Here is a 26,187-nt window from a genome sequence, read left to right as displayed (position 1 = left end):
CTCCGGTGAAGAGCATAGGCCAAGCATATGCTTGGTTTGCATCTACGTCAATGCGCCTCATCCCAGTTCATGCCGGTTCCGATGTCCACTTCCAGGGGCACTTTCAAGTCAGCTGCGGCGGCCATCAACGCGCGAATTTGCGCGCTCGCCGCATCGACCACGCCCTCGACGACTTCAAAAACCAGCTCGTCATGCACCTGCATGATCATGCGCGCCTCAATATTTGACTCTTGCAACCAGCAATGCACGGCCAGCATCGCCCGCTTGATAATATCGGCGGCGGTGCCCTGCATCGGCGCGTTAATCGCAGCCCGTTCGGCGGCCTGCCGACGCTGGCCATTACGCGCGCGAATCTCGGACAGATACAACCGCCGGCCAAACACCGTTTCCACGTAACCCGTTTCCGCAGCCTGGCGGCGAGTGTTCTCCATGTACGCCTTGACGCCGGGATAACGGGCGAAATAGCGCGCCACGTAATCCTGAGCGGCCTCGCGCTCGATTCCCAGTTGCCGGGCCAGTCCGAAGGCCGACATGCCGTAGATCAGGCCAAAATTGATGGCCTTGGCGCTGCGGCGCTGTTCGGCGCTCACCTGTTCCGGCGTAGTTCCGAACACCTCGGCGGCGGTAGCCCGATGAATGTCAGCGCCGGCGGCGAAAGCGTGCAGTAAACCCTCGTCCCCGGACAGATGGGCCATGATCCGCAGCTCGATTTGCGAATAATCCGCCGCCAGCATCACCCAACCCGGTTCTGGCACAAACGCCTGGCGAATGCGCCGCCCTTCCAGAGTGCGGGTTGGAATGTTCTGCAAATTGGGATCGGAGGACGACAGCCGGCCAGTGCTTGCAACGGCTTGATGATACGAAGTATGCACCCGGCTGGTCATGCGGTGAATCTGCTCGGGTAAGCGGTCGGTATAGGTCGATTTCAGCTTGCTGAGCGTCCGGTGTTCCAAAATCACCTTGGGCAAGGGATACTCCAGCGCCAGTTCCTGCAACACATCCTCGGCGGTGGAAATCTGACCCGTCGGGGTTTTTTTGCCGGTTGGGAGTTTGAGTCGCTCAAACAGAATGCGCTGTAACTGTTTGGGTGAACCGAGGTTGAAGCGTTCGCCGGCCAGATCCCAAGCTTGCTGTTCCAGTTCTCTTAACCGGTGGGCCAATTCGCCGCTTTGCTGACGCAGGGCCGCCGCATCCACTTTAACCCCGGTCCGCTCTATGTCGCCTAACACCTCGATCAACGGGATTTCCAGGTTTTCGTAGAGTCGCCGCAACCCCGGCTCCTGCTCCAGGCGCGGCCACAGGCAATGGTGCAGGCGCAGGGCGACATCCGCATCCTCGGCGGCGTAAGGACCGGCCTGCTCCAGCGGCACTTCATTAAACGTCAACTGCTTTGCGCCTTTACCCGCAACGTCTTCATAGTGGATGGTGCGCAGATTCAAATGCCGTTCCGCCAGGGAATCGAGATCATGACGGGCGGTGGAATCCAGCACGTAGGATTCCAGCAGGGTGTCATGGCGGATGCCGCGCAAGGCAATGCCGTGGTTGGCGAGAACGTGCCGGTCGTACTTGAGATGCTGCCCAACTTTGGCCCGGTCGGGATTTTCCAGGAGGGGTCGGAATTGTTCGAGCACCTGTTCCCGGTTCAACTGGTCGGGTGCACCAGGGTAGTCGTGAGCCAGCGGAACATAGGCCGCTTCGCCGGGAACCACTGCGAAGGACACGCCGACGATGCGAGCGTCCAGGTAATTCAGACTGGTGGTCTCGGTGTCGAAAGCGAACAATTCAGCGTTTTGTAACCGCTTCAGCCAGGCGTCGAGCACGGTTGGATCGAGGATCAGGGAATAAGTCGGTGGTGACTGTTCGCTCCCCTCGTCCGCTGGCGGGCGAGGGGTTGGGGGAGAGGGAGCATCGTTCTCTGTTGGCAACTCCCGCGACAGGGAGCGAAGCTCGTAGCGTTCGTACAGTGCGCGCAAAGCGGCGGTATTGGGTGACGCCGGGCAGAGATCATTGAGCGTGACCGGCAACGCCACTTGGCAATCCAGGGTCGCCAGGCGACGGGAGAGCGGCAACTGTTCCAGACCGGCGCGTAGTTTGTCACCGATCTTGCCGGAAACGGTAGCAGCATTGGCGATTAATTGATCCAGCGAGCCATATTGCCGTAGCCACTTGGCGGCGGTGACCTTGCCCACGCCCGGTACGCCGGGGATGTTGTCGGACGTATCGCCAACCAGCGCCAGCCAGTCCACAATCAAGCTCGGGGGCACCCCGAATTTCGTTTCGACGCCGGCAACATCAGTGACGGTATTTTTCATGGTGTCCAGCAGTTGAACCCGGTCGCTCACCAGTTGCGCCAGATCCTTATCGCTGCTGACGATCAGCACCGGCAGACCGCGCGCCGTGGCCTGAATGGTCAATGTACCGATTACATCGTCCGCCTCTACGCCCGCCACTTGCAGCAACGGCAGACCCAGGGCGCGAACGCAGGCATGCACCGGTTCGATCTGTTGCGCCAATTGGGGATCGAGCGGCGGCCGGTTCGCTTTGTAATCGGGAAACCACTCATGGCGAAACGTCTTGCCGGGCGCGTCGAACACCACCACCAGATAGTCTGGCTGATAGTCGGCCAGCAGCTTGTGCAGCATGTTCAGCATTCCGTACAACGCGCCGGTCGGTTCACCGGCTCGGTTGCTCAACGGCGGCAGGGCATTGAACGCCCGGTGTAGCCAGGAGGAGCCATCCACCAAGAGCAGGGGTTTGGTTATTGTCATCAGATTCTCCGCGAGAAACCCCGCACTTCAGAGCAGGAAGGGATAGCGGGTCGAACTGCATGCGGCTGGTTTTTCGGGTGCGCCAGGATACGAATAGCCGTAGCTGTCGGCACGTTAAATAACCTTGCAGTAGCGATAACCCATTCGATCAATTCACCCGCCCGCCCTAAATGGGCTTTTTTTTACCAGGATATTTCGCGCTGGGAGGGCGCTTGCACAAAAATCGACGAGTGCAGGTCTAATATTGGAAAATCAAAAAATCAAACATTCACTCCGCATCTTTATGATGCTCCCCATATTTTAGACCAGGCTCTAAGAGAGAAGGCAACAGCGAAAGGCAAGGTGAAATATGGCAGGAGTGCGCAAAAGGCATACGGTTGAGTTCAAGACCAAAGGGGCCTTGGAGGCGATTCGTCAACAGAAAACCAGCAATCAGCTGACGGCAGAGTATGGTATTCACGCCACTCAGATCAACGCCTGGAAGAAACAGGCCCTGGCGGCGATTCCAGAAGCGTTCTCGGGTAAACCAGCGCGGGTACAGGAGACGCAACAGGGGCAAATCGATGAATTGCACCGGCAGATTGGACAACTGATTGCCGAGCGGGACTGGCTGAAAAAAAAGTCCTCAGCCCTGCATTAGAGGTCAGGAAGATGCTGATTGAACCCCACAACTCCACCTTCAGTCTCCGGAAACAATGCGAACTACTGGGCCTGAATCGTTCCAGCTTGTACTATCAGCCCGTCGGTGAGCGCGCGGAAAACCTGAACCTGATGCGCCTCCTGGATGAGCAGTATACGCGAACGCCCTACTACGGTGTTCTGCGCATGGTTGCTTACTTGCGCAGTCTCGGACATCTCGTCAACGTCAAGCGGGTTCGACGGTTGTTGCGCATCATGGGACTGGACGCGGTGTACCAGAAACCCAATACCAGTCAACCGAACGTGGAGAATCCCATCTATCCCTACCGGTTGCGGGGCCTGTCCATTGAGCGCTGTGACCAAGTATGGAGTACGGATATTACCTATGTCCGACTGGCCTCCGGCTTTGTTTACCTGATGGCGGTCATGGATTGGTACAGCCGCCAGCAATTCCCGGTCTCTTGAAAATTTCTATATAATCAGTGTATTATGAAAAGTGATTTTTCGCCTCAATTTTTGTTTTTGGCTCAATATGGATTCCAGGCTGTTGAAGATGGCTCGCCCTGCCAAGGGACAGGAGCTACACTGAAGAGGTTTTGAACCGCCGCGCTCCAGGTTTCCCGTCGATGATCAACCTTCAGAATCTACTGGACGATGTCCGGTGTTACGAAACGGTCCGCCAACTGCGCTGGCCCGATGGGGTTCACTGCCCCCATTGTGGGGCGGCGAACGTGACGAAGCAGGGTCACGACACGACCCAACCGGCGCGACAGAAATATCGGTGTGCCGGGTGCCATCGCTCTTTTGACGATCTAACCGGGACGGTGTTGGCCGGCCACCACCCGCCGTTACGAATTTGGATATTATGTTTATATTTTATGGGTTTGAACTTATCTAATGCCCAGATTGCCCAAGAGTTGGCGTTGAATCCGGACGACGTGCAGCGGATGACCGAGCAACTGCGCCAAGGTATCGTCGCCCGCCAACCCGAACCCACCTTGGCGGGGGAAGTGGAATGCGACGAGGTCTATATGGTGGCCGGGCATAAAGGGCATCCGGACGCGGTGAAAAAAAAGGCCGCCGCGGGCGGCGTCGCCGGCTGAAGGGGGCACGGGGTCGAGGCACCCTGGAGCAGGAAAAGCCGCCGATTCTCGGCATGATTGAGCGCGGCGGCGCGGTGGTCGTCCGGATGCTGGATAATGTCCAGCAAGCGACCATCCAACCGCTCCTTCAGACTTTCATCGCCCCGGGAACCCGGGTGTATACCGATGAATATGCAATCTATAACCCATTGAAGGATTGGGGCTTTGATCATCATACGGTGTGTCACAGCCGGGGTGAATACGCCCGCGACGACGATGGCGATGGCTTCCATGAGATTCATGTCAATACTGCTGAGGGTTTCTGGTCCCTGTTGCGTTCCTGGTTGCGACCCCATCGAGGAATTTCGCAAGAAAAGCTGCCGCTCTACCTGGGCTTCTTTCAGTTCGTGCATAACGTCCGCATTCGGGGCAAAGGCTTGCTCAGACCTCTCTTGGAACTGCTGGTCGCCTAACAACGCCAACTGACTGGAATCCATATTGAGCCTAAATCAAACGGTGTCAGCGCCAGCGCTCCTGAATCAGGCGCGGCGGGCCTTTGAAAACATCCCTGACCCCCGTCGTTATGGCCAACAATATTCATTAACCGATGTCTTAATGTCGGGTTTAGCGGTCTTCAGCTTAAAATATCCTTCCTTGTTAAAATTTGATGAACACCGCAATGAAGCACGAATTCGCGCAAATTTAAAATCATTATATGGCGTTGAACAAGCGCCCTGCGATACCCAGATGCGGTCGGTGCTGGATCGCGTGGATCCCCTCGAACTTCGCGCCCCCTTTATTCAAATTAACCAAGGACTTTATGATCAAGGTCTTTTGGAAAATTTTCGTTATTTAGGACATTTTTTAATCAGTATTGATGGTACCGGGGAATTCGCTTCATCAAATGTTCATTGCCCGCACTGCTGTACCCGTCAGCATCGCAAGGGTGAAGTGAGTTATTATCATCAATTATTAGGCGCGGTGATCGTTCATCCTAACCAGAAACAAGTCATCCCTTTTTTTCCCGAAGCCATTACACATCAAGATGGTGAAACCAAAAACGATTGTGAAGCGAATGCGGGCAAACGCCTATTAAAAGCGCTTCGTGAAACCTTTCCTCATTGGCCTTTGCGCGTGGTGGAAGATAGTCTATTCGCGAACGGTCCGCACATCAAGTTACTGAAAGAACTAAATATTGGTTATATTATTTCGGTAAAACTGGGAGGTCAGGACGCTCTCTTTGCTGAGGTTAAACATCGTATTTACACGGGTCAATATGAAGAATTTGAGGTCTTAGGAGACGACAAAATTCTCCGAGGCTATCGGTGGATCAATGGCATTCCTTTGAACAAATCACATCCCGATTTAATGGTCAATTTTCTCGATTATTGGGAAATTCGCGACGGTCAGGAATTCAACTTTTCATGGGTGACGGACATCACACTCACGGCAAAAAATGTCCATCTTGTGATGAAAGGAGGGCGCAGCCGCTGGCACATTGAAAATCAAGTCTTCAATACCCTGAAAAATCAAGACTACGAATTTGAACACAACGATGGACATGGGGAACAGTATTTAGCGACCGTTTTTGCGATGTTGATGATGCTGGCTTTTCTTATTGATCAAGTCCAGGAATATGGCTGTGCCTTTTTCCAGGCTGCTCGCCAGCGTTTTCATTCACGCACCGCGTTATGGATCAAAATAAAAGGACTTTTTACCGAATTCTTTATTGATACTTGGGAATCACTCTGGCGTGCGATTATCTATGGACATTATGGTGGATTCCTACAGCCGAATACCTCTTAGCGTCTGGTTAGACTGTGGGCATGTTCTATTTTCTTAGTCTGGTTATCAGGGTCTCTTTAATATATAAGCTATTAAGCGTCTTTGAACGCTTAGGGGATATTTTTTCTTTCTTTTCTTGTATTCTATAATCACTAGAATTGATCTATTCGAAAAAGGTCTAAACAGAGAGAACGGGAATTGCTGTACAGCCGCTATGTGTTGGGTTGGGCGATCAGCACCACCCTGGATGCGGACTTTTGCATCGAGGCCGTTGATCGGATTCTGGAGTCACGGCAGTGTGAAATCTAAGATACTCCCCCTTGTCAAGACCAAAATTCTATGAAATTAAGAGAGAGGCGGGTTGATAAACACGTATCCTGTCACCATTGTCCTGCAACGATCCCAGATACACCTGAGCGGGTGTCCGGTAGTCCAATGATTGATGGAAACGTTTGTGGTTATATAGTCAAACAGTTTTTTGTTAGTTATTATATAATAGAGAAACTAGACAAACTAAGGAGTATCTCAATGTCCAAGCCATATAGTGAAGATTTAAGAACAAGAGTGATACAGAATTATTTGAATGGTACGTCGAAAATTGACATAATTACCTTATTCAAAATCGGGATGGACACCCTGAATCGTTGGATTCGTCAGTATTTGCAAACAGGTGATGTTAAACCAAAGAAAAGAACGAAATTTCGTGCAAGAAAGTTTCGTGACTCTGATTTAATTGATTACATTAGAAACAATCCTTCTGTGACTATAAAGAAAATCGCGGAACATTTTTCTGTTAAACCTTCATCTGTTCAATCAAGATTAAAGGCGCTAAAGATTACTTATAAAAAAAACATTTCTGTACGACGGAAGAGATGAACAGCAAAGAATGGAGTTTACTCAACAATTAGAGCAAAATGCGTCGCGTGAAGATGGGTCTCGTGATGTTGTTTATGTTGATGAATCTGGATTTCATGACAATATCAGAAATGAATGGGGTTGGAGCCCAAGGGGCGAAATCATTATCGGTGAGAGGAAAAGCAAACCCACTGAAAAACTTAATTTGATTGGTGGTCTCATCAATAATGAAATTATTGCTCCGCTGGCCTATGCATCTTATACGGATACGGAGATATTTAATACTTGGCTTGAGAAGTGCTTAATCCCCGTACTCCCAAAAAATTGTATTATTGTTATGGATAATGCAAGCTTTCATAAATCGGAAGAAACAAGAAGCATTATTGAAGAAAATGGACATCAGTTGTTATTCTTACCTCCTTATTCACCTGATTTAAATCCTATTGAAAACTACTGGGCTATTCTTAAGGGGAAGTTGAAAAAAATTCTTCCAAATTGTCAAACTCTTTTTGATGCACTAACAGCGGTTTTTCAAACTATCTAAAAACTGTTTGACTATAATTTTCTCGAAAACACCGTTATTGATCCATTGATGATAATAAGTGCTGACGGTGGTATACGCCGGAAAATCTTTGGGAAGATATCGCCACTGACAACCCGTTTTATTGATGTAAAAAATTGCATTTAAAATCTCGCGGAGATCCACTTCTCGGGGATGTCCTCGCGTATTTGGCTCGCGTTCTTCCAAAAGGGGTTGAACCCTCTCCCATTCCGCATCGGTGAGATCACTGGGATAGCGATTAAACGGTTTTTCCTTCGGCCAAGACATCGCGCACCTCGAACAAAAATTTCGAAACTAAAATAATTTGGGCTTTTTTGGGTAATTCTATTGTCTTGCTAATAGTTATCCCCACAAAAATCATGCTGGAGCTTTTTCAGGATTAGCGTATTGAGTATCAGGGAGCCTAAAAAATGATTTGACCCTTTCCTGAAATTCTTTTAGCTTTTCCAAAGCAGAATAAACGCGCGCTCTGAAATCAGCCCGGTTTTTAATTGGCTCCTTTTCCAGATGATCATTTTTGATCTCATTCCAAACCTGTTCATCCGGATTTAACTCTGGCGAGTGGGGGGGAAGAAAGAACAAGCGGATTTGTTTTCGATGCGTCTCAAGAAAGGCTTTGACTTCTTTCGAGGTATGATAAGACGCATTGTCCGTGATGACAATTAATGGGCGCTCTCGACCCTCTAATGCCTTCTCTAAAAAGGCAATGAAAACCCCACTCACTCATTTTTGAGTGGTCACTTCAAATATTAACTCGCCCGTCGCCGTAACCATCGATAAAATGTGAAACCCACCCCGGTCATCACTCACTTTAATTTCAGGCGGATGACCGACTAAGCCCCACGTCCGTCCAGAACGCGTATGGCCTTGAACCCATGACTCATCCTGAAACGCAATATCCGCTCCAAGTTCTTGAGCCCGCTTCTGAATCTCTTTAAATTCTTCATTAATAAACTTTTTAACTTCCTCCTGATCCTGGTTTAAGGCATGATAACAAGGTTTTTGACAACTCAGTCCTAATTGATGTAAATGCAGACGAACCGTGGCATCCGATACCCATAAACCAAAGTACTCTTTCAATAAATTAACCATGATCTCTAAAGTCCATAAAACCGTATCATAGCCATGATCCGCCGGCGTCGTATTGAGTATCGTTTCTTTTAACCATCGATCAATATCCGGAGTCATCACACACGTGGCGCCGAGCGCTTTCCGGGTATCCAGGGCTTCTTCTCCTTCATAACGATAGTTGCGAAGCCAATCATAAATACTCGTTCGGTCGATACCCAAAAAATCAGCAACAAGCTCCGGACCATAATGCTTCTCTTCGACCGCGCGAACCGCAATACGCCGGATGTAATTCATCACTTCATCCGGTATTTTACGTGCATCAAACATCCATTCCGCGTTCATTGCCGCACCTCCTCTATAAATTTAGAGTCTCTAAAGAGGTCTTCTATAGTTATTAGACAATTTGATTAACGCTCAGTTCGTTGATAATGTAGGGATAATCGTTGGCAAGCCTATATCAAAAAAACAATAATAAAATAAATATGTTATTTTTAGTACATATATGGTCCGCCCCGCGATGCAAGAGGAAATCGCCGTTTGGCTGAAGGAAAAGTTGCGGCCATATATCCGGCATCGTGTTGAGGCGCTCGCCTGCCCTCGTGCCCTGATGGAATTCGCGCGCATCTCCGTCCTTATCAGTCTCGCAGTCTCGGCAGAGCCGGCTTTTGTACGAATCAGGTTTTCGGAAATGCAGAACTGGTCTTTCATGCCATCACCGTGAGATTCACTCTTCGCAACTTATGGTGGGAGGTACTGGGGTGGTCGTAGCGACCGGGTCGCGGATGAAGCGTAGAAAGACTCAAACCGGAGCCAGAGCGCCTTTGGCCGCATCATAGGGCTGGCCGGTCGTCATCACCGCATAGGCGATCCGGGCGATCTTGTTGGCCAACGCGACGGCCGCCACGTTGGCATGGCGACGGCCTTTCAGTCCCCGGGCCCAGCGGCTCGTCGGATCGTCCTTGCGCTCGACCCAGCGCAACACGGCGCGGGCGCCATGAATCAGCAACTGCCGCAGGTAGACATCCCCCCGTTTACTGATACCCAGTAAGCGGTCCCGTCCACCGGTGGAGTGCTGGCGCGGCACCAGGCCCAGCCAAGCCGCCAAACCCCGCCCGTTCTTAAAGAGTCGGGGATCCTCGCCGACGGCCGCTACCAACGCGGTCGCGCCCTTGGCGCCCAGACCGGGGATCGTCATCAACGCTTGCGCCTGCGGATGGCTTTCCGCCAGGGTCTCAATCTGGGCGTCATAATGAGCAACCCGTTCATCCAAGTGACGGAGTTCGTCAGCCAACTCGCGTAGCTCAGCCCGGAAGCGCTCGCTGAGGCCGTTCTCTGGATCCTCAAGAATCTCCGGCAGGCGCTGGTTCACCGCCACACGCCCCTGCGGGATTTCAATGCCGTATTCCAACAAAAAACCGCGAATCTGATTGACCTGGGCGGTGCGGCGTTCCACCCCCAAACTGCGCATCCGGTGAATCGCCTGGATATCTTGCTGTTCCACGCTCTTGATCGCCACCAACCGCATCCTGGGCCGCTGGGCCGCTTCGCAAATCGCCTCGGCATCGACGGCGTCGTTTTTATTGGATTTCACAAAGGGCTTCACGAACTGGGGCGCGATCAACCGTACCTCATGGCCGTCCTCCCGGAACTGCCGCGCCCAATAGTGCGCACTGCCACAGGCTTCCATGGCCACCGTACAGGCGGGCAGATTCGCCATGAATTCACTCAGACGTACCCGGTTGAAGGTCCTGCGGATCACCCGTTGACCGTTCTCGTCCACGCCGTAAACGTGAAAACTCCGCTTGGCCAGATCAATGCCGACAACCTTAATGACGCGCTCATTGGTATACTCTTTCATGGGTCCGCTCCGTTATCTCGGTTAATATGATGTGAGTCAGCATTCACTATCTTGCCCGCTTTGGGCTCGTTGGAGGAGCGGGGCGGACCATTCCATTAGTCTCTGAGAGGGAGGAGTTTCATAGTCGAATAGGCAAAAAATGGAGAGAACAAATCCTCAAGAAGAAAAAATTTGAAAAATAATATATTTAAGGCTCAATATGGATTCCAGTCAGTTGGCGTTGTTAGGCGACCAGCAGTTCCAAGAGAGGTCTGAGCAAGCCTTTGCCCCGAATGCGGACGTTATGCACGAACTGAAAGAAGCCCAGGTAGAGCGGCAGCTTTTCTTGCGAAATTCCTCGATGGGGTCGCAACCAGGAACGCAACAGGGACCAGAAACCCTCAGCGGTATTAACATGAATCTCATGGAAGCCATCGCCATCGTCGTCGCGGGCGTATTCACCCCGGCTGTGACACACCGTATGATGATCAAAGCCCCAATCCTTCAATGGGTTATAGATTGCATATTCATCGGTATACACCCGGGTTCCCGGGGCGATGAAAGTCTGAAGGAGCGGTTGGATGGTCGCTTGCTGGACATTATCCAGCATCCGGACGACCACCGCGCCGCCGCGCTCAATCATGCCGAGAATCGGCGGCTTTTCCTGCTCCAGGGTGCCTCGACCCCGTGCCCCCTTCAGCCGGCGACGCCGCCCGCGGCGGCCTTTTTTTTCACCGCGTCCGGATGCCCTTTATGCCCGGCCACCATATAGACCTCGTCGCATTCCACTTCCCCCGCCAAGGTGGGTTCGGGTTGGCGGGCGACGATACCTTGGCGCAGTTGCTCGGTCATCCGCTGCACGTCTCCGGATTCAACGCCAACTCTTGGGCAATCTGGGCATTAGACAAGTTCAAACCCATAAAATATAAACATAATATCCAAATTCGTAACGGCGGGTGGTGGCCGGCCAACACCGTCCCGGTTAGATCGTCAAAAGAGCGATGGCACCCGGCACACCGATATTTCTGTCGCGCCGGTTGGGTCGTGTCGTGACCCTGCTTCGTCACGTTCGCCGCCCCACAATGGGGGCAGTGAACCCCATCGGGCCAGCGCAGTTGGCGGACCGTTTCGTAACACCGGACATCGTCCAGTAGATTCTGAAGGTTGATCATCGACGGGAAACCTGGAGCGCGGCGGTTCAAAACCTCTTCAGTGTAGCTCCTGTCCCTTGGCAGGGCGAGCCATCTTCAACAGCCTGGAATCCATATTGAGCCATATTTAAAATACAAGAGGCGTAGATGGGTATACCGCAGGTCACCACCATTGTTCATAACTGATTGATCATGCTGGCCAGACAAGCCGCGCCAAAGCCGTTGTCGATGTTGACCACGCCGACACCGCCGGCACAGGAGGTCAACATGCCCAACAGCGCCGATAATCCGCTGAAATTCGCGCCATAGCCCACGCTGGTCGGGACAGCGATGACCGGGCGTGCGGTCAAGCCGGCAACGACGCTGGCCAATGCGCCTTCCATCCCGGCCACGACGATGATCACTCGCGCGCTACGAATGATTTCCATCCGGGCCAGCAACCGATGCAAACCGGCCACGCCCACGTCATTGATCCGCGCCACGCGATTGCCGAACAACAGCGCTGTTTCCGCAGCCTCCTCAGCAGCCGCCTGATCGGAGGTGCCGGCGGTGACAATGGCGATGGTCGTCTCGGTCAAGGTCCGTTCACGCCGCTGGATGACCAGGGTGCGGGCCAGGGGATTGTGACGAGTCTGGGGATAATCCGCCATGATGGCTTGCGCCATTGCCAGTGGGACGCGCGTGGCCAGAATGTCACTTTCGCCTTCCAGCAAGGCGGCGATGATCGCCTGAACCTGAGCAATGGTCTTGCCCGCGCAATAGATGACTTCGGGCTGGCCGCGTCGTAATTCCCGATGGTTGTCCAGCACCGCCTCGCCCAGATCGCGGAAGGGTAGATCGCGCAATCGTTCCACCGCCTGTTCAACCGCCAGGTCGCCGGAACGCACCTGTTCCAGAAGGGTTCGTAACGTGGCTTCGTTCATGGCGCTTCACTCCGCCGTTGGCGTGATATTGAAACTGCCCATCCGGTAGCCCTGCAAATCCAGGGTGATATGCTGGAAACCGCAAGCGGTCAACGCTGCAACCACCTGGGCGCTGATCGTCTCCTCAAGCAACCGGGCATGTTCGGCACGATGCACTTCAATACGCGCCAGATCGTCATGGCACCGCACCCGCACTGCACTGAACCCAAGGTCAAGCAGCGCCTGTTCCGCGGCTTCCACCCGGCGCAGCAATTCGGGACGCGCCTCGGCCCCATGCGGCAGACGGGTTAGCAGGCAGGCTCCTGCGGGCTTGTTCCAAACCGCCAGATTCAGGGCCTGGGCATACCGGCGGATCTCAGCCTTGCCCAACCCGGCTTCCAACAAGGGGCTGCGAATGCCTAATTCCCGCAGAGCGCGCATACCTGGACGGTAGTCGTCGAGATCGTCGCGATTCGTTCCATCGGCTAACCAGACATAGTCTTCAGCAGCAGCGATGGTTTGCAACTCGGCAAACAGCGTCCGCTTGCAACGGTAACAGCGATCCGGGGGATTATGGGAAATTTCTTCCGGAATCGGCCATTCCAGCACTTGATGACGCACTCCCAACTTGGCGGCCAAGGTCCGGGCCTCGCTGATTTCGTGGGAAGTCATGTAAGGCGTCTGCACAGTCAACGCCAGCACTCGTTCACCTAACGCCTGGTGCGCCGCCGCCAACAGCAGACTGCTGTCCAGTCCTCCAGAGCAGGCCACGGCGATCGACTCCATGCCGCGTAAGAGGTCTAGTAGATGTCGATAGCCAGCTTCAGCCAAAGCAGAGGTCGTTTCGGTCGTCACGGCGGTAGTTCGCTCCACAAGAAGGCTATAGTGGCTTCAAATCCGGGTAACATTAAAACAGAAAACTGGCCCCATGTTGCATACGCCGGGCTAATAGCCCACAGCTTGCTGTTGGATCGTTCATTCAATGATCGAAATGGTTCATGGTGACTGTCCGCGGGCATTGGGCATTGAAAATCATCTGAATGTCCAATTTGGCGAAGATGCGCGTCGGACGCGACGCGACCACTCTGGGGAAAACCTGGCGCTGATTCTTTGAATGCCCTGCGTCACCATGGTCCGGCGCGCAATAGCCTCCGGCAGCGCACAATGTCGTGCGGCCCTTAAATAGCGCGATGGCCCTAGTGGGCTGACACAGAAGTTTTGACAGGTAGCGGTGGGTGCCCTATGGTTGAGATCAACAGGAGGAATCACCATGGCCCACAAGTATCTGGTTGATCTAACTGAAGAGGAGCGGGAAGACCTGCTGAAGGTCATTCATAAAGGCAAGGCAGCGGCGCGCAAGGTTGCCCGTGCCCATGTGTTGCTGCAGGCTGCGGAAGGGGCGACGGATGAGGCCATTGCCCAAAGCCTTCACTTGGGGATTTCGACCGTTCATCGTACCCGTCAACGGTTTGTCGACGAAGGGTTGCTGGCGGCGTTAAGCGAGCGGCCACGAGTCGGTTTGCCCCCGGCCTTGACCGGCAAACAGGCCGCCTTTCTGGTCGCCTTGGCCTGTAGTACCCCGCCCGCTGGCCGTTGTCAGTGGACTCTCCAATTGTTAGCGGACCGCTTCATGGAACTCCGGCCCATCGAAGCCATTTCCCGTGAGAGTGTGCGGCGCATCCTTAAAAAAACGACCTCAAACCCTGGCAACGTCAAGAATGGTGTATTCCCAGTGTCAGTCCCGATTATGTTTGGCATATGGAGGATGTGTTGGACCTGTACGCCGAACCCGATGATCCTCAATACCCCCAAGTGTGCTTCGATGAAAGTCCGGTGCAATTGACCAGCGAAACCCGCTGTCCTCAACCCGCCCGCCCGGGTCAACCGGCGCGCTATGACTGTGAATACAAACGCGAAGGCACCGCCAATTTATTTCTATTCGTACAACCCTTGCGCGGGTGGCGTCATGTTAATGTCACGAAACAGCGCACCAAACGCGATTTTGCCCAGCAAATGCAGCAACTCGTTGATGTGTACTTTCCGAAGGCGGAGCGAATCCGGTTGGTCGTGGATAACCTCAATACCCACACTCCTGCGGCCTTGTATAGTGTCTTTTCTCCAGAGGAAGCCCGCCGGATCACCCGCAAGCTCGAATTTCATTACACCCCCAAGCATGGCAGTTGGCTCAATATGGCGGAATGTGAGTTCGCTGTTCTCGCCGGCCAGTGTTTGAATCGCCGCATTGCGAACCTCGAAACTTTGCGGAAGGAAATCGCCGCTTGGCAAGGCCCACGCAACCTACGTCAGACCAAAATCCACTGGCAGTTCGGCACCGACTTGGCCCGGGTCAAACTCAAGCGCCTCTATCCTCCCTTGAAATCTTCTGAAACCCCGGTGGACCTAGAAACCTCTGAACCTGTCAAAACTTCTGTGTCAGCCCACTAGTGGGCTGACACAGAAGTTTTGACAGGTAGCGGTGGGTGCCCTATGGTTGAGATCAACAGGAGGAATCACCATGGCCCACAAGTATCTGGTTGATCTAACTGAAGAGGAGCGGGAAGACCTGCTGAAGGTCATTCATAAAGGCAAGGCAGCGGCGCGCAAGGTTGCCCGTGCCCATGTGTTGCTGCAGGCTGCGGAAGGGGCGACGGATGAGGCCATTGCCCAAAGCCTTCACTTGGGGATTTCGACCGTTCATCGTACCCGTCAACGGTTTGTCGACGAAGGGTTGCTGGCGGCGTTAAGCGAGCGGCCACGAGTCGGTTTGCCCCCGGCCTTGACCGGCAAACAGGCCGCCTTTCTGGTCGCCTTGGCCTGTAGTACCCCGCCCGCTGGCCGTTGTCAGTGGACTCTCCAATTGTTAGCGGACCGCTTCATGGAACTCCGGCCCATCGAAGCCATTTCCCGTGAGAGTGTGCGGCGCATCCTTAAAAAAACGACCTCAAACCCTGGCAACGTCAAGAATGGTGTATTCCCAGTGTCAGTCCCGATTATGTTTGGCATATGGAGGATGTGTTGGACCTGTACGCCGAACCCGATGATCCTCAATACCCCCAAGTGTGCTTCGATGAAAGTCCGGTGCAATTGACCAGCGAAACCCGCTGTCCTCAACCCGCCCGCCCGGGTCAACCGGCGCGCTATGACTGTGAATACAAACGCGAAGGCACCGCCAATTTATTTCTATTCGTACAACCCTTGCGCGGGTGGCGTCATGTTAATGTCACGAAACAGCGCACCAAACGCGATTTTGCCCAGCAAATGCAGCAACTCGTTGATGTGTACTTTCCGAAGGCGGAGCGAATCCGGTTGGTCGTGGATAACCTCAATACCCACACTCCTGCGGCCTTGTATAGTGTCTTTTCTCCAGAGGAAGCCCGCCGGATCACCCGCAAGCTCGAATTTCATTACACCCCCAAGCATGGCAGTTGGCTCAATATGGCGGAATGTGAGTTCGCTGTTCTCGCCGGCCAGTGTTTGAATCGCCGCATTGCGAACCTCGAAACTTTGCGGAAGGAAATCGCCGCTTGGCAAGGCCCACGCAACCTACGTCAGACCAAAATCCACTGGCAGTTCGGCACCGACTTGGCCCGGGTCAAACTCAAGCGCCTCTATCCTCCCTTGAAATCTTCTGAAACCCCGGTGGACCTAGAAACCTCTGAACCTGTCAAAACTTCTGTGTCAGCCCACTAGACCTTGTTCCTTATCAATGTGGCCTGAATAATCGTTTCGTGAGAAGTGATTTCATATCTCTGCGGGCATCACAAATAATATGGATGTAGATCGTCTCCATCCGTACTTCGTAGATGATCTTATTCATTCCTGAAAGAATTTGTCGGTATTGACTTAAGCCTAGGTTCTCCAGCTCATCCGGGATGGAACCCGCAGAATCATTGGACTCACAAGACTGAATATAGACTTTATTTAGTCATTTATCCAAATCAAAGAGCCTTTGAGGCAAGCAGCTCCAGCCGAACTTGGACTAGGCAAACGGCAAACCCTGCCGGGCTGCGCGTTCCCGCAAAGCAGTGTGAATTAAATGATACATTTGCAGCATGGTATCTCCCCAGGATTCCAGGCATTCATCAATTGTTACATGATAGGCCGCCCGCACGCCATGGTAATCCATGCGTTCTCCGACCTGCACAAAAGGGAAGCCCAAACCCTGCAGCCGCCGCGCCAGGCGTGGCTCCATCATCACGAACATATGGGGGCGTTGTGCCAGCGCCAGCAACGCTGTGGCCCCGGCAAATAACGCCAGGCTGACCATGGGAAAGGAGCGGCGCTCCTGTTGATCCAGTTCATAGCTCAGAGCGCCAAATGGTGATTCGGATTCGCCCAAACGCCGGCGGAATGAAGTATGCACCGCCAACCGGGAAATTTCGGCGAGACTGTGGCGCGGAATGCGCTGAGGATGGCGTTCGGGATGATTCAAGGTATGGCCGCAATGCAACTCCATCGGCAGCAAAAAGTCCGGATCATCCGCCGGAGGCTGCACCATCCGCACACATCCTGCGCCGACCTTCGTTGTCTTATGCGCAACTAGAACATGTAAAGAATGTTTATCATACTCATCCCGCTCTATACCGCCCGGACAGTCTTCTTCCCGCTCATAGTGAAACTCGCGACAATACACGTCATAGCGAATTCGATGAGCCTGCTCCAGCAATTCCGGCGTATTGGCAAAGAGTACGTCAAAGTAACTCTGGAAATAGCTATCCAAAGACAGAGTCGTCATGTAATCACCTTGAATAGATGTTCTGCCCTGGATTCGGGCTGGACTAAACTCGCTGCCAACGTAATTAAGACCCTGGTGGCCGCACCTTAAACCAGGCCGCATACATGGCTGGCAGCGCCAACCGGTCCAGAATCGTCGCTACCAACAATCCACCCATGATCGCCACCGCCATCGGCGCCCAGAAGGTGCTTTGCGTCAACGGAATCAGGGCCAAAATTGCTGTTAGCGCTGTCAGCATGGGTTGTTGAAAGATCAGTAGAAACAGTGTGACACCAATAATGCCCAGCGGCGCAGTTAGCAGAACCATCAGGGTGCGTTGGAAACTCTGCAACTGGAACATCAGCAGCGTGGAGATAGCGGCCAACATCCAAGGCATGACCGCGAAAATTGAACCCTGGGAATTGGCGCTGGCTGCCTGGGTACCGCCGATTTCGATCCGGTAACCATCAGGCGACCGGGCGCGCAAAGCATCCAAAGCGCGATCAAGCTGAGCTGTCACGTCAAGGGATTGAACGCCATCGGGAATGTCTGCGCGCACCGTGGTCGCCGGGAACCGGTTGCGGCGCCAAATAATGCCTTCCTCGAAAGTTTTCTCCATATAGGCAATTTGTCCCAAAGGCACAAAGCGTTGATGATTAGTATAGATATACAGATCCTTAAAACTCTGCAGATTGTCAGGTTCGTCCTGGCGGGTGCGCAACAAGACATCAATGGTGTGGTCGCCTTCCCGGTATTGAGTGATAGGCAAGTCATCCAGGACGGCATTTAGATTGCGCGCAAAATTCTGCGCGTCGATCCCCATCACCCGCGCTTTATCCTGGTCAACCTGTAACATGCTTGTTAGCCATGAAAGAGGCTAATCAAGCCTTGCGCTCCGGCGGGCAATTCATGATGCATATCGCCCACTTTCTTGCGCACCTGATACCAGATACCCGGCGCTTCCTGGGCGGGTGCGGATTCCTGGACAATAATAAACACGACAGCTTCTCCGGGTTTAGAGTAACTGCGGATGTAGTCCAGCCAAGGGGCTTGTTGCAATTTTTCCTCCAGCTTGTCGGTGACCTGTTGCTCCTTCCCGGGCGGTCGCGCCGGGCCAGTAAACCGTGATGACCATGCCCCTGAGGGTGAATTCGGGATCCTCCATCTGCCCGAGCGCGAAATAGGCATACGCGCCGCTTAGCAGCAACAAGCCGACCAGATAGCGAATCAACGCGGGATAACCAATCACCCAGGCAGACAGGTTGGGGCCTTTCATGATGAGGTTCGATGATCCTGAGAAAATTACCGGTTCAACAACTGGCCACGTTTCGCACGGAAAGTTGATAGTTCAGTGTATTGGGAAGCAAGGAGCATTAAAGCGATCGGCGACTAAAGTATAGTCTGCCGGTCTTTCGCTTTCCCGATATATTTCATTTAATCCGGCCAGTAGTTATCCATAATTTGCTCCACGGTAAATGGACATTGTTCCGGGAAATGTTTGACCGCCTTTCACAACGTCCCGTCCAGCAAGCGCACCTGCTGCTCCGGGTAGAGTTTATGCGTCCCTGCGGTGACCACCCGCTCGCCAGGCGCCAAACCCCGAGCAATGGTCACCTGGTTTTCATAGAAGGGACCCAATTCAATCCGGCGCCGAAAAACTTTCAGGCTCTGGGGATCCACCACCCACACCGCCGGTTGACCGTCCTGCTCGATCAGCGCCGTCAGCGGCAGGCGGATGGCCGGCAAGGCCAGACGGCGACTGGCCCGCACCGAGGCGGTCATGCCCAGCTTCACCGCACTGTCCGCATCCACGAAAGTCACCTTAGCCGCATAGGTGCGGGTCAGCGGATCGGCCAGCGGCGCGATTTCCCGCACCTGTCCCTGATAAGTCTGGCCCGGCGCCGACCACAGGCTGATTTGCACTTTATCTCCGACCCGCAGCTCATCGTAGCGATTCTCTGGCACGCTGATCTCAACCTCTTTCTCGCCAGGCAGCGCCAGGTTGAGTACGGGCTGGCCCGCAGTGACGACCTGTCCAACCTCGGCCTGAACCGCGGTAATCACCCCGGCCTGGTCGCTTTGCAACTGCGTGTAACCGGTTTGCCGGGCGCCGCCCGAAAGCTGCGATTCCGCTTGTTGCACCCGGGCCTCGGCGGTTTCGTAAGCGCCCTTGAGGGTATCGTAATCGTTACGGCTGATTAAGTTACGGCCTAACAGCGCTTTAGCCCGATCGTATTTGGCGTGCGCCTGGTTACGATCAGCTTGGGCAGCGATCAGTTGCGCGCGCAACGCTTCCTCATTCAGCGCCAGATCGCCGGCGTCCAGTTGCATTAGCACATCCCCAGGTTCAACCTGTTGCCCGATTTCCGCCGGACGCTCAATGACCTTGCCGCCGACCCGGAACGCCAGGGTGATTTCATGGCGGGCCTGCACCTCACCAGCGTATTGCGAAACTCGATCGATCGGTTCCGCAGCCACCACCATGGATTTCACTGGCCGAACCGCCGGCGGCGTTTCCGCAGGTTTGGGCAAGCAGGCGGCCAACATCGTTGACGCGGCAATGACGAACATGATTGCTAATGGATTTTTCATCACTCTCAATCCTCTCCACCCTCGCGTTCCAGGCGTTTCTTATGCCGCGACAGGTCGCCGGAAATCTGCCCAATAATTTCCGAGGCCGCCTCGATGATTTGCCCCGAACTGAAACCCGCCGCCGCCATGTCTTTATAAAAGGACTTGGCCAGCATCTTCGCCAGGCGCGATGGCGGTACGCCGCCGTCGGTTAACCGTAGTGCCGCCTGCTCGCCCTGACGAGCGACCGCCATCTGGGCAAGGCGCGAACGCACCAGTTTGCGCAGCCATTCGACCTGCACGGAACGTCCAATCAGTGCCGCGACGATGTTAGCCAGAATCAAATCGGCGTCGCCGAAAACCGCGGCATCCGGACGTCCGGATAAATTCATGACGCCCACAGTCTGTTGGCCAGTTTGAATCGGGGTGCTGATAAAGCTGAAGCCCAGATTGACGCGGCGCCGGGCGAGCGCGGCGAATTCGGACGTCTGAATATCGGGAATGAGAACAGGCTCGCTCCGCTCCAGAACCCGGCTGGCGATGGATTCCACATTATCCAGCTTGCCGGTCCATGCCTCGGCTGGCAACTTTTCCGTACAGGCCCAGAGTTTGAGATAGGGTGTCTCGCTTTCATCGTCCGCCAGCAACATGATGGAGCAACTCGCGGCGGACGTCGCCCGCGCCGCCAGTCGGGCCAGCTCATCCAACCGAGATTCGAGATCATCCTCGGTGTTCAAAAACACGGCTAACTCATGCAAGTCGCCGAGTGGGTTCAAGGTTGGATTGCCTTCATCACGGGATTTCTCGGTTCGCATCGTGCCTGTCTCATTGCACAGCATTATTTCTACATTAAGGATACATGGGTTCCGCGTGAAGGGGTATCCTGAGAGCGCTTACCACCTATCAGTTCCGCATCACAGGCTGTTGTTAGATGTTGTAGCCTGGATGAAGCGTAGCGGAATCCAGGCTACGAGTTACGAGCTGCAAGCTATCGATCTGTTCGCGATGAGGAACTGATAGGTGGTGAGCCTGAGAGCGATTGAGCAGCGCCTTGCCCGAATCAAGGCAGACGCCACAAGTGAACTAAAGGTTAGACTTGTGGTCATTGGATGGCTGTGTAGCTTCCAGGATTATTCTTGCGCTTGATGGGTATGTCCGGTCGTGGGCGATGCGCTTGGGCGCCTTCGCGAGCACCGCACTTTTGGATCTTTTGAATTGGGTAGGATATGAAACGTCTCGTGAAGGTTCTGATGCAAAATCCGGGCGCGGCTTCGCTGGCGCTGTTCACACGGGAAATCTGGGCGAATCCACGCGCCATGGGCGCAGCTTGTCCCAGCGCGCCTTTGCTGGCCAGTCGCATGGCCTCTCATGTCCCTCTGGATCGGGATGGACTGGTGCTGGAGCTGGGCGGCGGCACCGGCGCAGTCACCGCGGCGCTGCTCAAGCATGGCTTGCCGCCGTGGAAGCTGGTGGTTATTGAGCGCTCGCCGACCTTGGCCCACCATCTGCGTCAGCGTTTTCCCCAATTACGCATCATTCAGGGCGACGCCGCGCAACTGACCGCACTTCTTGATGATGACCGGTCGCGCGGCGTTGGGAGCATCGTGTCCAGCTTGCCGTTGCGCTCCCTGCATCCTACGACCACTCGCGCTATCGCCGAGCAGTTTGAAACGCTGTTGCCCCCCGGCGGCCTCCTGATCCAGTACACCTACGATTTACGCGGCGTTCCTCTGCGCCTGCTGCCGCATTTCCGCCGGCGGTCCAGCCGAATTGTTTGGGGCAACCTGCCGCCTGCGCGGGTGGAAGTGTTTGAACGAGAATAAATCGGCTAATTCAGCGCGCGCCCCGCTCCCGCACCGCGGCCTGTTCGGCCTGAATCGCGGTCAGGGCAATAGTGAAAACAATATCCTCCACCAGCGCCCCCCGTGACAAATCATTGACTGGTTTGCGCATCCCCTGCAACATTGGGCCAATGCTGATCACGTCGGCGCTGCGCTGAACCGCTTTGTACGTTGTGTTGCCCGTATTCAAATCCGGGAAAATGAACACCGTGGCCCGGCCTGCGACCTGACTGTCCGGGGCCTTGCTTTCCGCGACCGCCTTGATGGTGGCGGCGTCATATTGCAGAGGGCCATCGATCAGTAAATCCGGCCGCCGCTCCCGGGCAATGCGCGTCGCTTCCTTGACCTTTTCTACGTCACTGCCGCTGCCGGACGCGCCGGTGCTGTAGCTCAACATCGCCACGCGCGGGGTGATGCCGAAGGCTTGGGCGGAATCGGCGCTCTGAATGGCGATGTCAGCCAGTTCTTCGGCGTTCGGGTTGATGTTGATGGCGCAATCGCCGTAAACCAGCACTTGTTCCGGTAGGCACATGAAGAAGATTGACGACACCAGCTTGACGTCGGGCGCGGTCCGGATCAGTTGCAAAGCTGGGCGGATGGTGTTGGCGGTGGTATGCACTGCGCCGGAGACCAGTCCGTCTACCTCGCCCAGTTGCAACATCATCGTGCCGAGCACCACGGGATCGTGTAATTGCTCTTCAGCCAACCCCGCATTTAGACTCTTATGCGCGCGCAATTCCACCATGGCGTCAATGTAGCGTTGCTCAATATGGGTCGGATCGATGATCTCAATGTCCGGTGGAATACTCATGCCGCGACGGGCGGAGAGCCGATGCATGCGTCCGGCATCGCCCATGAGTACGCAACGAGCAATACCGCGCTGGTGGCAGATAATCGCTGCTTCGATGGTGCGTGGTTCGTTGCCTTCAGGCAGAACAATGCGTTTGTTAGCCCGGCGTGCGCGCTCCGCCAGCATGTGCCGGAAGGCTGGTGGACTCAGCCGGCGCTCCTCGATGGTGGTCAACAATGGCTCCTTCCAGTCCAGCGTAATATGCGAGGCGACCGCTTCCACCGCCTGTGACATGCGGGTGCGGTCATCCAGCGGCACTTCCAGGTTAAGGTAAGGCAGATAGAGCACTGCCTGCAGCGCGGTGTAGGACACGGTTAGCACCGGCAGGCCGGTGTCGAGCGCCGGTCCACACAGTTTCCAGACGCGGGGATCCGGCTTGAGACCGCCGGTGAGCAGCACTGCCGCGACCTGGGTGCCGCTCATCGCCGCCATGCAGATGGCCAGCAACAGATCGTCGCGATCGCCGGGAACGATCACCATGGCGCCGGCCCGCAGTTCCTGACAGGCATTGACCAGAGTCGGCGCGCCGAGGGCGACATGGGTCACGCGCCGGTTCAAATGTCCTTCGTTGAGGACCTGGGCGCTGATCATGTGCATGATGTCTTGCACCCGGGGGGCGATCAAGTCGCGTTGCCAGGGAATGCAGCCCAGCAGCTTGAAAGTTTCCGGCCAGCGCCGGGCGCATTCAGCGCGAAATTCGGCCTCGCGGCTGGGATCATGGTTATCCGCAGCGCGACTGAAATCGAAGCGGATATGCCCGGAGGGGTCCACCGGCGCGTCCAGCAGATTGAGGATGCAGCCGAGCATCCGTTCATGACGAATGCCGCCATAGGCTTGGGCGACCACTTCCACGGTATCGGCGACTTGGCGCGGCGTATCGTGACCCGGCGCGGCGACAATGATGATATGCGCGCCGAGACTGAGCGCCATCTTGGCGTTCAGGTGAGTACTGTAGGGTTGCTCCTCAGTATCGACCAGACCCTCGACGATCACGACATTGGCATTCTGCGCCGCCTGCTCGTAGCGGGTAATGACTTCTTCCAGCAGCACGTTTTCCTGGTCGTGCCCCAGCAAGTTTTCGGCTTCGGCAATAGGGATCGGTTCCGGCGGAACCAGGCTGGTAACGGTGCGCGCCAGACGGGTCGAGCGTTCCGGACCGGTATCGGTCGCGTGGGGCTGGCTGATAGGTTTGCAAAAGCCGACGGGAATGCCCTGGCGATCCAGGGCGTGAACCAGGCCGAGCGCAACGGTGGTCAGGCCAACCCGTTGCTCGGTAGGGACGACAAAGATGGCGGTAGTCATGGCCGTTCCTTCTTGAGGTAAGCAATGTTGCAGTGCAACGCAGCATACACCCGTTTAGATCGGGCCGATACAGACACGGATGCTTCGGCAGGAAGAACCAGCGCCTGCTTCAAGCTACGATCCCGCTCAAGCGCAATAACGGCTCGATCCATGGCTCCCGTCCCCGGAATTCGACAAAACTGGTCAATGCTGGTCGAGAACCACCCACTTCCAGGATGCTTTTCCGGAAACGTTCGCCCGTCGCCGCATTGAAAATTCCATCCTCTTCAAACACGCTGAACGCATCCGCTGATAACACTTCGGCCCATTTATAACTGTAGTAACCTGCGGCGTAACCGCCGGAGAAGATGTGCGTGAAGGCGTTGGGGAACCGATTCCAGACAGGCGGAATGATCACTGCGACCTGCCGTCTGACCTCGTCCAAAATCTCCAGCACTCGTCCGCCGCGCGCCGGTTCATATTCGCGGTGCAGGCGGAAATCAAACACGCTGAATTCCAGCTGCCGAACCATGAGGATACCTGCCTGAAAATGTTTGGCCGCCAGCATCCGCTGATAAAGTGCTTCCGGTAGCGGTTCGCCAGTCTGGTAATGACCCGCCAGTAAATCCAGCGCCTCCCGCGACCAGCACCAGTTCTCCAAAAACTGACTCGGCAGTTCCACTGCATCCCATTCCACACCGTGAATACCAGCAACCGGCAAATAGTCGATCTTGGTCAGCAAGTGGTGCAGGCCATGGCCGAATTCGTGGAACAGGGTTAGTACTTCGTTATGCGTTAGCAACGCCGGGTCAGCGCCTACCGGAGGCGTAAAGTTGCACACCAGATAGGCCGCCGGTGGCCGGATGGCGTCCCCGATGCGTCGCCGCGCCAGACAGCCATCCATCCACGCGCCGCCACGCTTACTAGGCCGCGCATACAAATCCAGATAGAACCGCCCACGCGGGTTACCCGTAGCATCGACGATTTGGTAAACCCGCACGTCGGGATGCCAGACTTCCATGCTATCCAGCGGCCGAATCGCAATGCCGAACAAGCGTTCCGCCACGGCGAATAAACCGGGGAGTACGCGCGTGATGGGGAAATACGGACGCAATTCTTCCTGCGACAACTGATAGCGATGCTGGCGCAGCTTCTCCGAGTAATAGCCGATATCCCAGGCTTCCAGTGTCTCCATGCCGAAATGTTCGCGGGCGAACTCCCGTAACTCCTCCAGTTCCCACTGGGCCTGGGGACGGGCGCGCCGGGCCAGGTCCTGCAGAAAATCCAGCACCTGATCGGGTGTATCCGCCATTTTGGTGGCCAGCGAGTACTCGGTGTAGTCATCGAAATCGAGCAATCGAGCCAGTTCATGACGCAACGCCAAGATGCGCTCGATCAGCGGCCCATTATCCCATTGACCGGCAGTCGGTCCCTGATCGGAGGCACGGGTGCTATAGGCTGTATATATCTCTTGGCGCAAGGCGCGGTCATCCGCGTAGTTCAGCACTGGCAGATAGGAGGGCAAATCCAGAGTCAGCAACCAGCCGTCGAGTTCGCGTTGTTGCGCGGTCTGGCGGGCCAGGGCGCGCGCGGATTCCGGCAGTCCGGCTAAGGCCGTTTCGTCGGCTACCTGCCGGGTCCAGGCATGTGTGGCGTCCAGGACGTTTTGCGCAAACTGCGCGCCCAGTTGCGCCAACTCCTGCATGATCGTCTTGTAATGGTCGCGCTGTTGCGATGGCAAGGCGATGCCGGATAGCTTGAAATCACGCAGGGCGTCGTCGATCACCTTGCATTGCGCAGCGTCAAGTCGGTCATATTCAGGGCTCTCGGCGATCTGCTGATAGGCGCGATACAAGCCTTCATGGTGGCCGAGTTCGGTGTAGTAAGCGCTCAATTTCGGCAGACAAGCGTTGTAGGCGGCGCGCAACGCCTCGGAATCGAGCACGGCGTGCAGGTGCCGAACCGGCGACCAGGTTTTGTTCAGCCGATCCTCCAGCTCCTCCAGTGGGTGGATCAGGTTTTCCCAGGTGGGTTCAGTGGTTGCGGCCAGTAAGCGTTCGAGGTCGGCGCGATTGGCGGTCAGGCGTTCATCAACCGCCGGTTCGATGTGCTCCGGCAGGATGGCCTGGTACGAAGGTAGATCGGCAGTGGTGAGTAAGGAATTGGTCATCTTTTGCTAATCCTGGGTTTTCTTTGATGCTCCATGGCGCATGGGAGCACATGTAGTTCTCGCTGGTATACCAGACATTGCGCTGCATTGGACCAGACCATGCCAGCA

21 protein-coding genes and 4 pseudogenes are annotated in these 26,187 nt (G+C 55.1%); 9 read left to right on the top strand and 16 right to left on the bottom strand.

Going from position 1 to position 26,187, the window contains the following annotated elements; translation table 11 throughout:
• Positions 1-47: 47 nt before the first annotated feature.
• Positions 48-2,768 (bottom strand): DNA polymerase I, encoded by a 2,721-nt coding sequence (gene polA, locus H6973_02250; GenBank protein MCP5124484.1) that lies wholly within the window; start codon positions 2,766-2,768, stop codon positions 48-50.
• A gap of 358 nt (positions 2,769-3,126) precedes the next feature.
• Between polA and H6973_02245 the strand changes: the two genes are divergently transcribed.
• The 6 genes and pseudogenes from H6973_02245 to H6973_02220 all read left to right on the top strand — a co-directional run bounded on the left by H6973_02245 (position 3,127) and on the right by H6973_02220 (position 7,673).
• Positions 3,127-3,408, top strand: a complete 282-nt coding sequence (locus H6973_02245; protein ID MCP5124483.1) for a hypothetical protein — start codon at positions 3,127-3,129, stop codon at positions 3,406-3,408.
• 11 nt (positions 3,409-3,419) lie between these two features.
• Positions 3,420-3,872 (top strand): IS3 family transposase, encoded by a 453-nt coding sequence (locus H6973_02240; protein MCP5124482.1) that lies wholly within the window; start codon positions 3,420-3,422, stop codon positions 3,870-3,872.
• 161 nt (positions 3,873-4,033) lie between these two features.
• Positions 4,034-4,962, top strand: a pseudogene (locus H6973_02235) (IS1595 family transposase).
• 25 nt (positions 4,963-4,987) lie between these two features.
• Entirely contained in the window at positions 4,988-6,295 is a 1,308-nt protein-coding gene (locus tag H6973_02230; GenBank protein ID MCP5124481.1) for a transposase, read from the top strand.
• 507 nt (positions 6,296-6,802) lie between these two features.
• On the top strand, positions 6,803-7,150 hold the full coding sequence (locus H6973_02225) for a hypothetical protein (protein ID MCP5124480.1): 348 nt from the start codon (positions 6,803-6,805) through the stop codon (positions 7,148-7,150).
• Positions 7,151-7,160: 10 nt separating this feature from the next.
• A complete protein-coding gene (locus tag H6973_02220; protein MCP5124479.1) occupies positions 7,161-7,673 on the top strand; it encodes an IS630 family transposase in 513 nt (170 codons plus the stop codon).
• Here the strand turns inward: H6973_02220 and H6973_02215 are convergent.
• The 7 genes and pseudogenes from H6973_02215 to larE all read right to left on the bottom strand — a co-directional run bounded on the left by H6973_02215 (position 7,647) and on the right by larE (position 13,438).
• Complete coding sequence (locus H6973_02215; GenBank protein MCP5124478.1) at positions 7,647-7,958, bottom strand: transposase; 312 nt, start codon at positions 7,956-7,958, stop codon at positions 7,647-7,649. The genes H6973_02220 and H6973_02215 overlap by 27 nt on opposite strands.
• A gap of 90 nt (positions 7,959-8,048) precedes the next feature.
• Positions 8,049-8,414, bottom strand: coding sequence for a transposase (locus H6973_02210; GenBank protein MCP5124477.1), 366 nt, complete (start codon positions 8,412-8,414; stop codon positions 8,049-8,051).
• On the bottom strand, positions 8,415-9,104 hold the full coding sequence (locus H6973_02205; protein ID MCP5124476.1) for an IS630 family transposase: 690 nt from the start codon (positions 9,102-9,104) through the stop codon (positions 8,415-8,417).
• 457 nt (positions 9,105-9,561) lie between these two features.
• A complete protein-coding gene (locus tag H6973_02200) occupies positions 9,562-10,620 on the bottom strand; it encodes an IS110 family transposase (GenBank protein MCP5124475.1) in 1,059 nt (352 codons plus the stop codon).
• A 223-nt stretch (positions 10,621-10,843) separates the two neighbouring features.
• Positions 10,844-11,771 (bottom strand): annotated as a pseudogene (locus H6973_02195) (IS1595 family transposase).
• Between the two features lie 155 nt (positions 11,772-11,926).
• Entirely contained in the window at positions 11,927-12,673 is a 747-nt protein-coding gene (larB, locus tag H6973_02190) for a nickel pincer cofactor biosynthesis protein LarB (GenBank protein MCP5124474.1), read from the bottom strand.
• A 6-nt stretch (positions 12,674-12,679) separates the two neighbouring features.
• Positions 12,680-13,438 (bottom strand): ATP-dependent sacrificial sulfur transferase LarE, encoded by a 759-nt coding sequence (gene larE / locus H6973_02185; protein ID MCP5124473.1) that lies wholly within the window; start codon positions 13,436-13,438, stop codon positions 12,680-12,682.
• Positions 13,439-13,922: 484 nt separating this feature from the next.
• Between larE and H6973_02180 the strand changes: the two are divergent.
• Both H6973_02180 and H6973_02175 read left to right on the top strand, forming a co-directional pair.
• Positions 13,923-15,097 (top strand): annotated as a pseudogene (locus tag H6973_02180) (IS630 family transposase).
• A gap of 70 nt (positions 15,098-15,167) precedes the next feature.
• A pseudogene (locus H6973_02175) lies at positions 15,168-16,342 on the top strand (IS630 family transposase).
• Between the two features lie 289 nt (positions 16,343-16,631).
• Here the strand turns inward: H6973_02175 and H6973_02170 are convergent.
• From H6973_02170 to H6973_02145, 6 genes are all read right to left on the bottom strand, one after another.
• Positions 16,632-17,387, bottom strand: coding sequence for a PEP-CTERM/exosortase system-associated acyltransferase (locus H6973_02170; GenBank protein MCP5124472.1), 756 nt, complete (start codon positions 17,385-17,387; stop codon positions 16,632-16,634).
• 64 nt (positions 17,388-17,451) lie between these two features.
• Positions 17,452-18,222, bottom strand: coding sequence for an efflux RND transporter permease subunit (locus H6973_02165; protein ID MCP5124471.1), 771 nt, complete (start codon positions 18,220-18,222; stop codon positions 17,452-17,454).
• A 5-nt stretch (positions 18,223-18,227) separates the two neighbouring features.
• Positions 18,228-18,365, bottom strand: a complete 138-nt coding sequence (locus H6973_02160; protein MCP5124470.1) for a hypothetical protein — start codon at positions 18,363-18,365, stop codon at positions 18,228-18,230.
• 16 nt (positions 18,366-18,381) lie between these two features.
• Positions 18,382-18,642, bottom strand: coding sequence for an efflux RND transporter permease subunit (locus H6973_02155; GenBank protein MCP5124469.1), 261 nt, complete (start codon positions 18,640-18,642; stop codon positions 18,382-18,384).
• 233 nt (positions 18,643-18,875) lie between these two features.
• Entirely contained in the window at positions 18,876-19,958 is a 1,083-nt protein-coding gene (locus H6973_02150) for an efflux RND transporter periplasmic adaptor subunit (protein ID MCP5124468.1), read from the bottom strand.
• A gap of 5 nt (positions 19,959-19,963) precedes the next feature.
• Entirely contained in the window at positions 19,964-20,752 is a 789-nt protein-coding gene (locus H6973_02145) for a GAF domain-containing protein (protein ID MCP5124467.1), read from the bottom strand.
• 435 nt (positions 20,753-21,187) lie between these two features.
• On the opposite strand from H6973_02145, the gene H6973_02140 reads away from it, so the two are divergent.
• Positions 21,188-21,760 carry a methyltransferase domain-containing protein gene (locus H6973_02140; GenBank protein MCP5124466.1) on the top strand — a complete coding sequence of 191 codons (573 nt, stop codon included), beginning with the start codon at positions 21,188-21,190 and terminating at the stop codon, positions 21,758-21,760.
• 10 nt (positions 21,761-21,770) lie between these two features.
• Here the strand turns inward: H6973_02140 and pta are convergent, their stop codons facing one another.
• Positions 21,771-23,930 carry a phosphate acetyltransferase gene (pta, locus tag H6973_02135; protein MCP5124465.1) on the bottom strand — a complete coding sequence of 720 codons (2,160 nt, stop codon included), beginning with the start codon at positions 23,928-23,930 and terminating at the stop codon, positions 21,771-21,773.
• A 109-nt stretch (positions 23,931-24,039) separates the two neighbouring features.
• A complete protein-coding gene (gene prlC, locus H6973_02130; protein ID MCP5124464.1) occupies positions 24,040-26,079 on the bottom strand; it encodes an oligopeptidase A in 2,040 nt (679 codons plus the stop codon).
• Between the last annotated feature and the right edge of the window lie 108 nt (positions 26,080-26,187).

Source organism: Gammaproteobacteria bacterium, from assembly GCA_024235095.1.
In the GTDB taxonomy this organism is placed as follows: domain Bacteria; phylum Pseudomonadota; class Gammaproteobacteria; order Competibacterales; family Competibacteraceae; genus UBA2383.
The sequence above is the reverse complement of the archived record's forward strand: the minus strand, read 5'-3'. Positions and strand labels throughout refer to the sequence as shown.

Excerpts from the sequence above, each read along its gene's own strand:
- H6973_02240 (MCP5124482.1), top strand. The coding sequence starts at position 3,420 with ATGCTGATTGAACCCCACAACTCCACCTTCAGTCTCCGGAAACAATGC.
- H6973_02220 (MCP5124479.1), top strand. The coding sequence starts at position 7,161 with ATGGAGTTTACTCAACAATTAGAGCAAAATGCGTCGCGTGAAGATGGG.
- H6973_02150 (MCP5124468.1), bottom strand. The coding sequence starts at position 19,958 with ATGAAAAATCCATTAGCAATCATGTTCGTCATTGCCGCGTCAACGATG.
- polA (MCP5124484.1), bottom strand. The coding sequence starts at position 2,768 with ATGACAATAACCAAACCCCTGCTCTTGGTGGATGGCTCCTCCTGGCTA.
- H6973_02205 (MCP5124476.1), bottom strand. The coding sequence starts at position 9,104 with ATGAACGCGGAATGGATGTTTGATGCACGTAAAATACCGGATGAAGTG.
- H6973_02165 (MCP5124471.1), bottom strand. The coding sequence starts at position 18,222 with ATGTTACAGGTTGACCAGGATAAAGCGCGGGTGATGGGGATCGACGCG.
- H6973_02155 (MCP5124469.1), bottom strand. The coding sequence starts at position 18,642 with ATGAAAGGCCCCAACCTGTCTGCCTGGGTGATTGGTTATCCCGCGTTG.
- larB (MCP5124474.1), bottom strand. The coding sequence starts at position 12,673 with ATGAACGAAGCCACGTTACGAACCCTTCTGGAACAGGTGCGTTCCGGC.
- pta (MCP5124465.1), bottom strand. The coding sequence starts at position 23,930 with ATGACTACCGCCATCTTTGTCGTCCCTACCGAGCAACGGGTTGGCCTG.
- H6973_02225 (MCP5124480.1), top strand. The coding sequence starts at position 6,803 with ATGTCCAAGCCATATAGTGAAGATTTAAGAACAAGAGTGATACAGAAT.
- H6973_02140 (MCP5124466.1), top strand. The coding sequence starts at position 21,188 with ATGCAAAATCCGGGCGCGGCTTCGCTGGCGCTGTTCACACGGGAAATC.
- prlC (MCP5124464.1), bottom strand. The coding sequence starts at position 26,079 with ATGACCAATTCCTTACTCACCACTGCCGATCTACCTTCGTACCAGGCC.
- H6973_02200 (MCP5124475.1), bottom strand. The coding sequence starts at position 10,620 with ATGAAAGAGTATACCAATGAGCGCGTCATTAAGGTTGTCGGCATTGAT.
- H6973_02145 (MCP5124467.1), bottom strand. The coding sequence starts at position 20,752 with ATGCGAACCGAGAAATCCCGTGATGAAGGCAATCCAACCTTGAACCCA.
- larE (MCP5124473.1), bottom strand. The coding sequence starts at position 13,438 with ATGGAGTCGATCGCCGTGGCCTGCTCTGGAGGACTGGACAGCAGTCTG.
- H6973_02215 (MCP5124478.1), bottom strand. The coding sequence starts at position 7,958 with ATGTCTTGGCCGAAGGAAAAACCGTTTAATCGCTATCCCAGTGATCTC.
- H6973_02170 (MCP5124472.1), bottom strand. The coding sequence starts at position 17,387 with ATGACGACTCTGTCTTTGGATAGCTATTTCCAGAGTTACTTTGACGTA.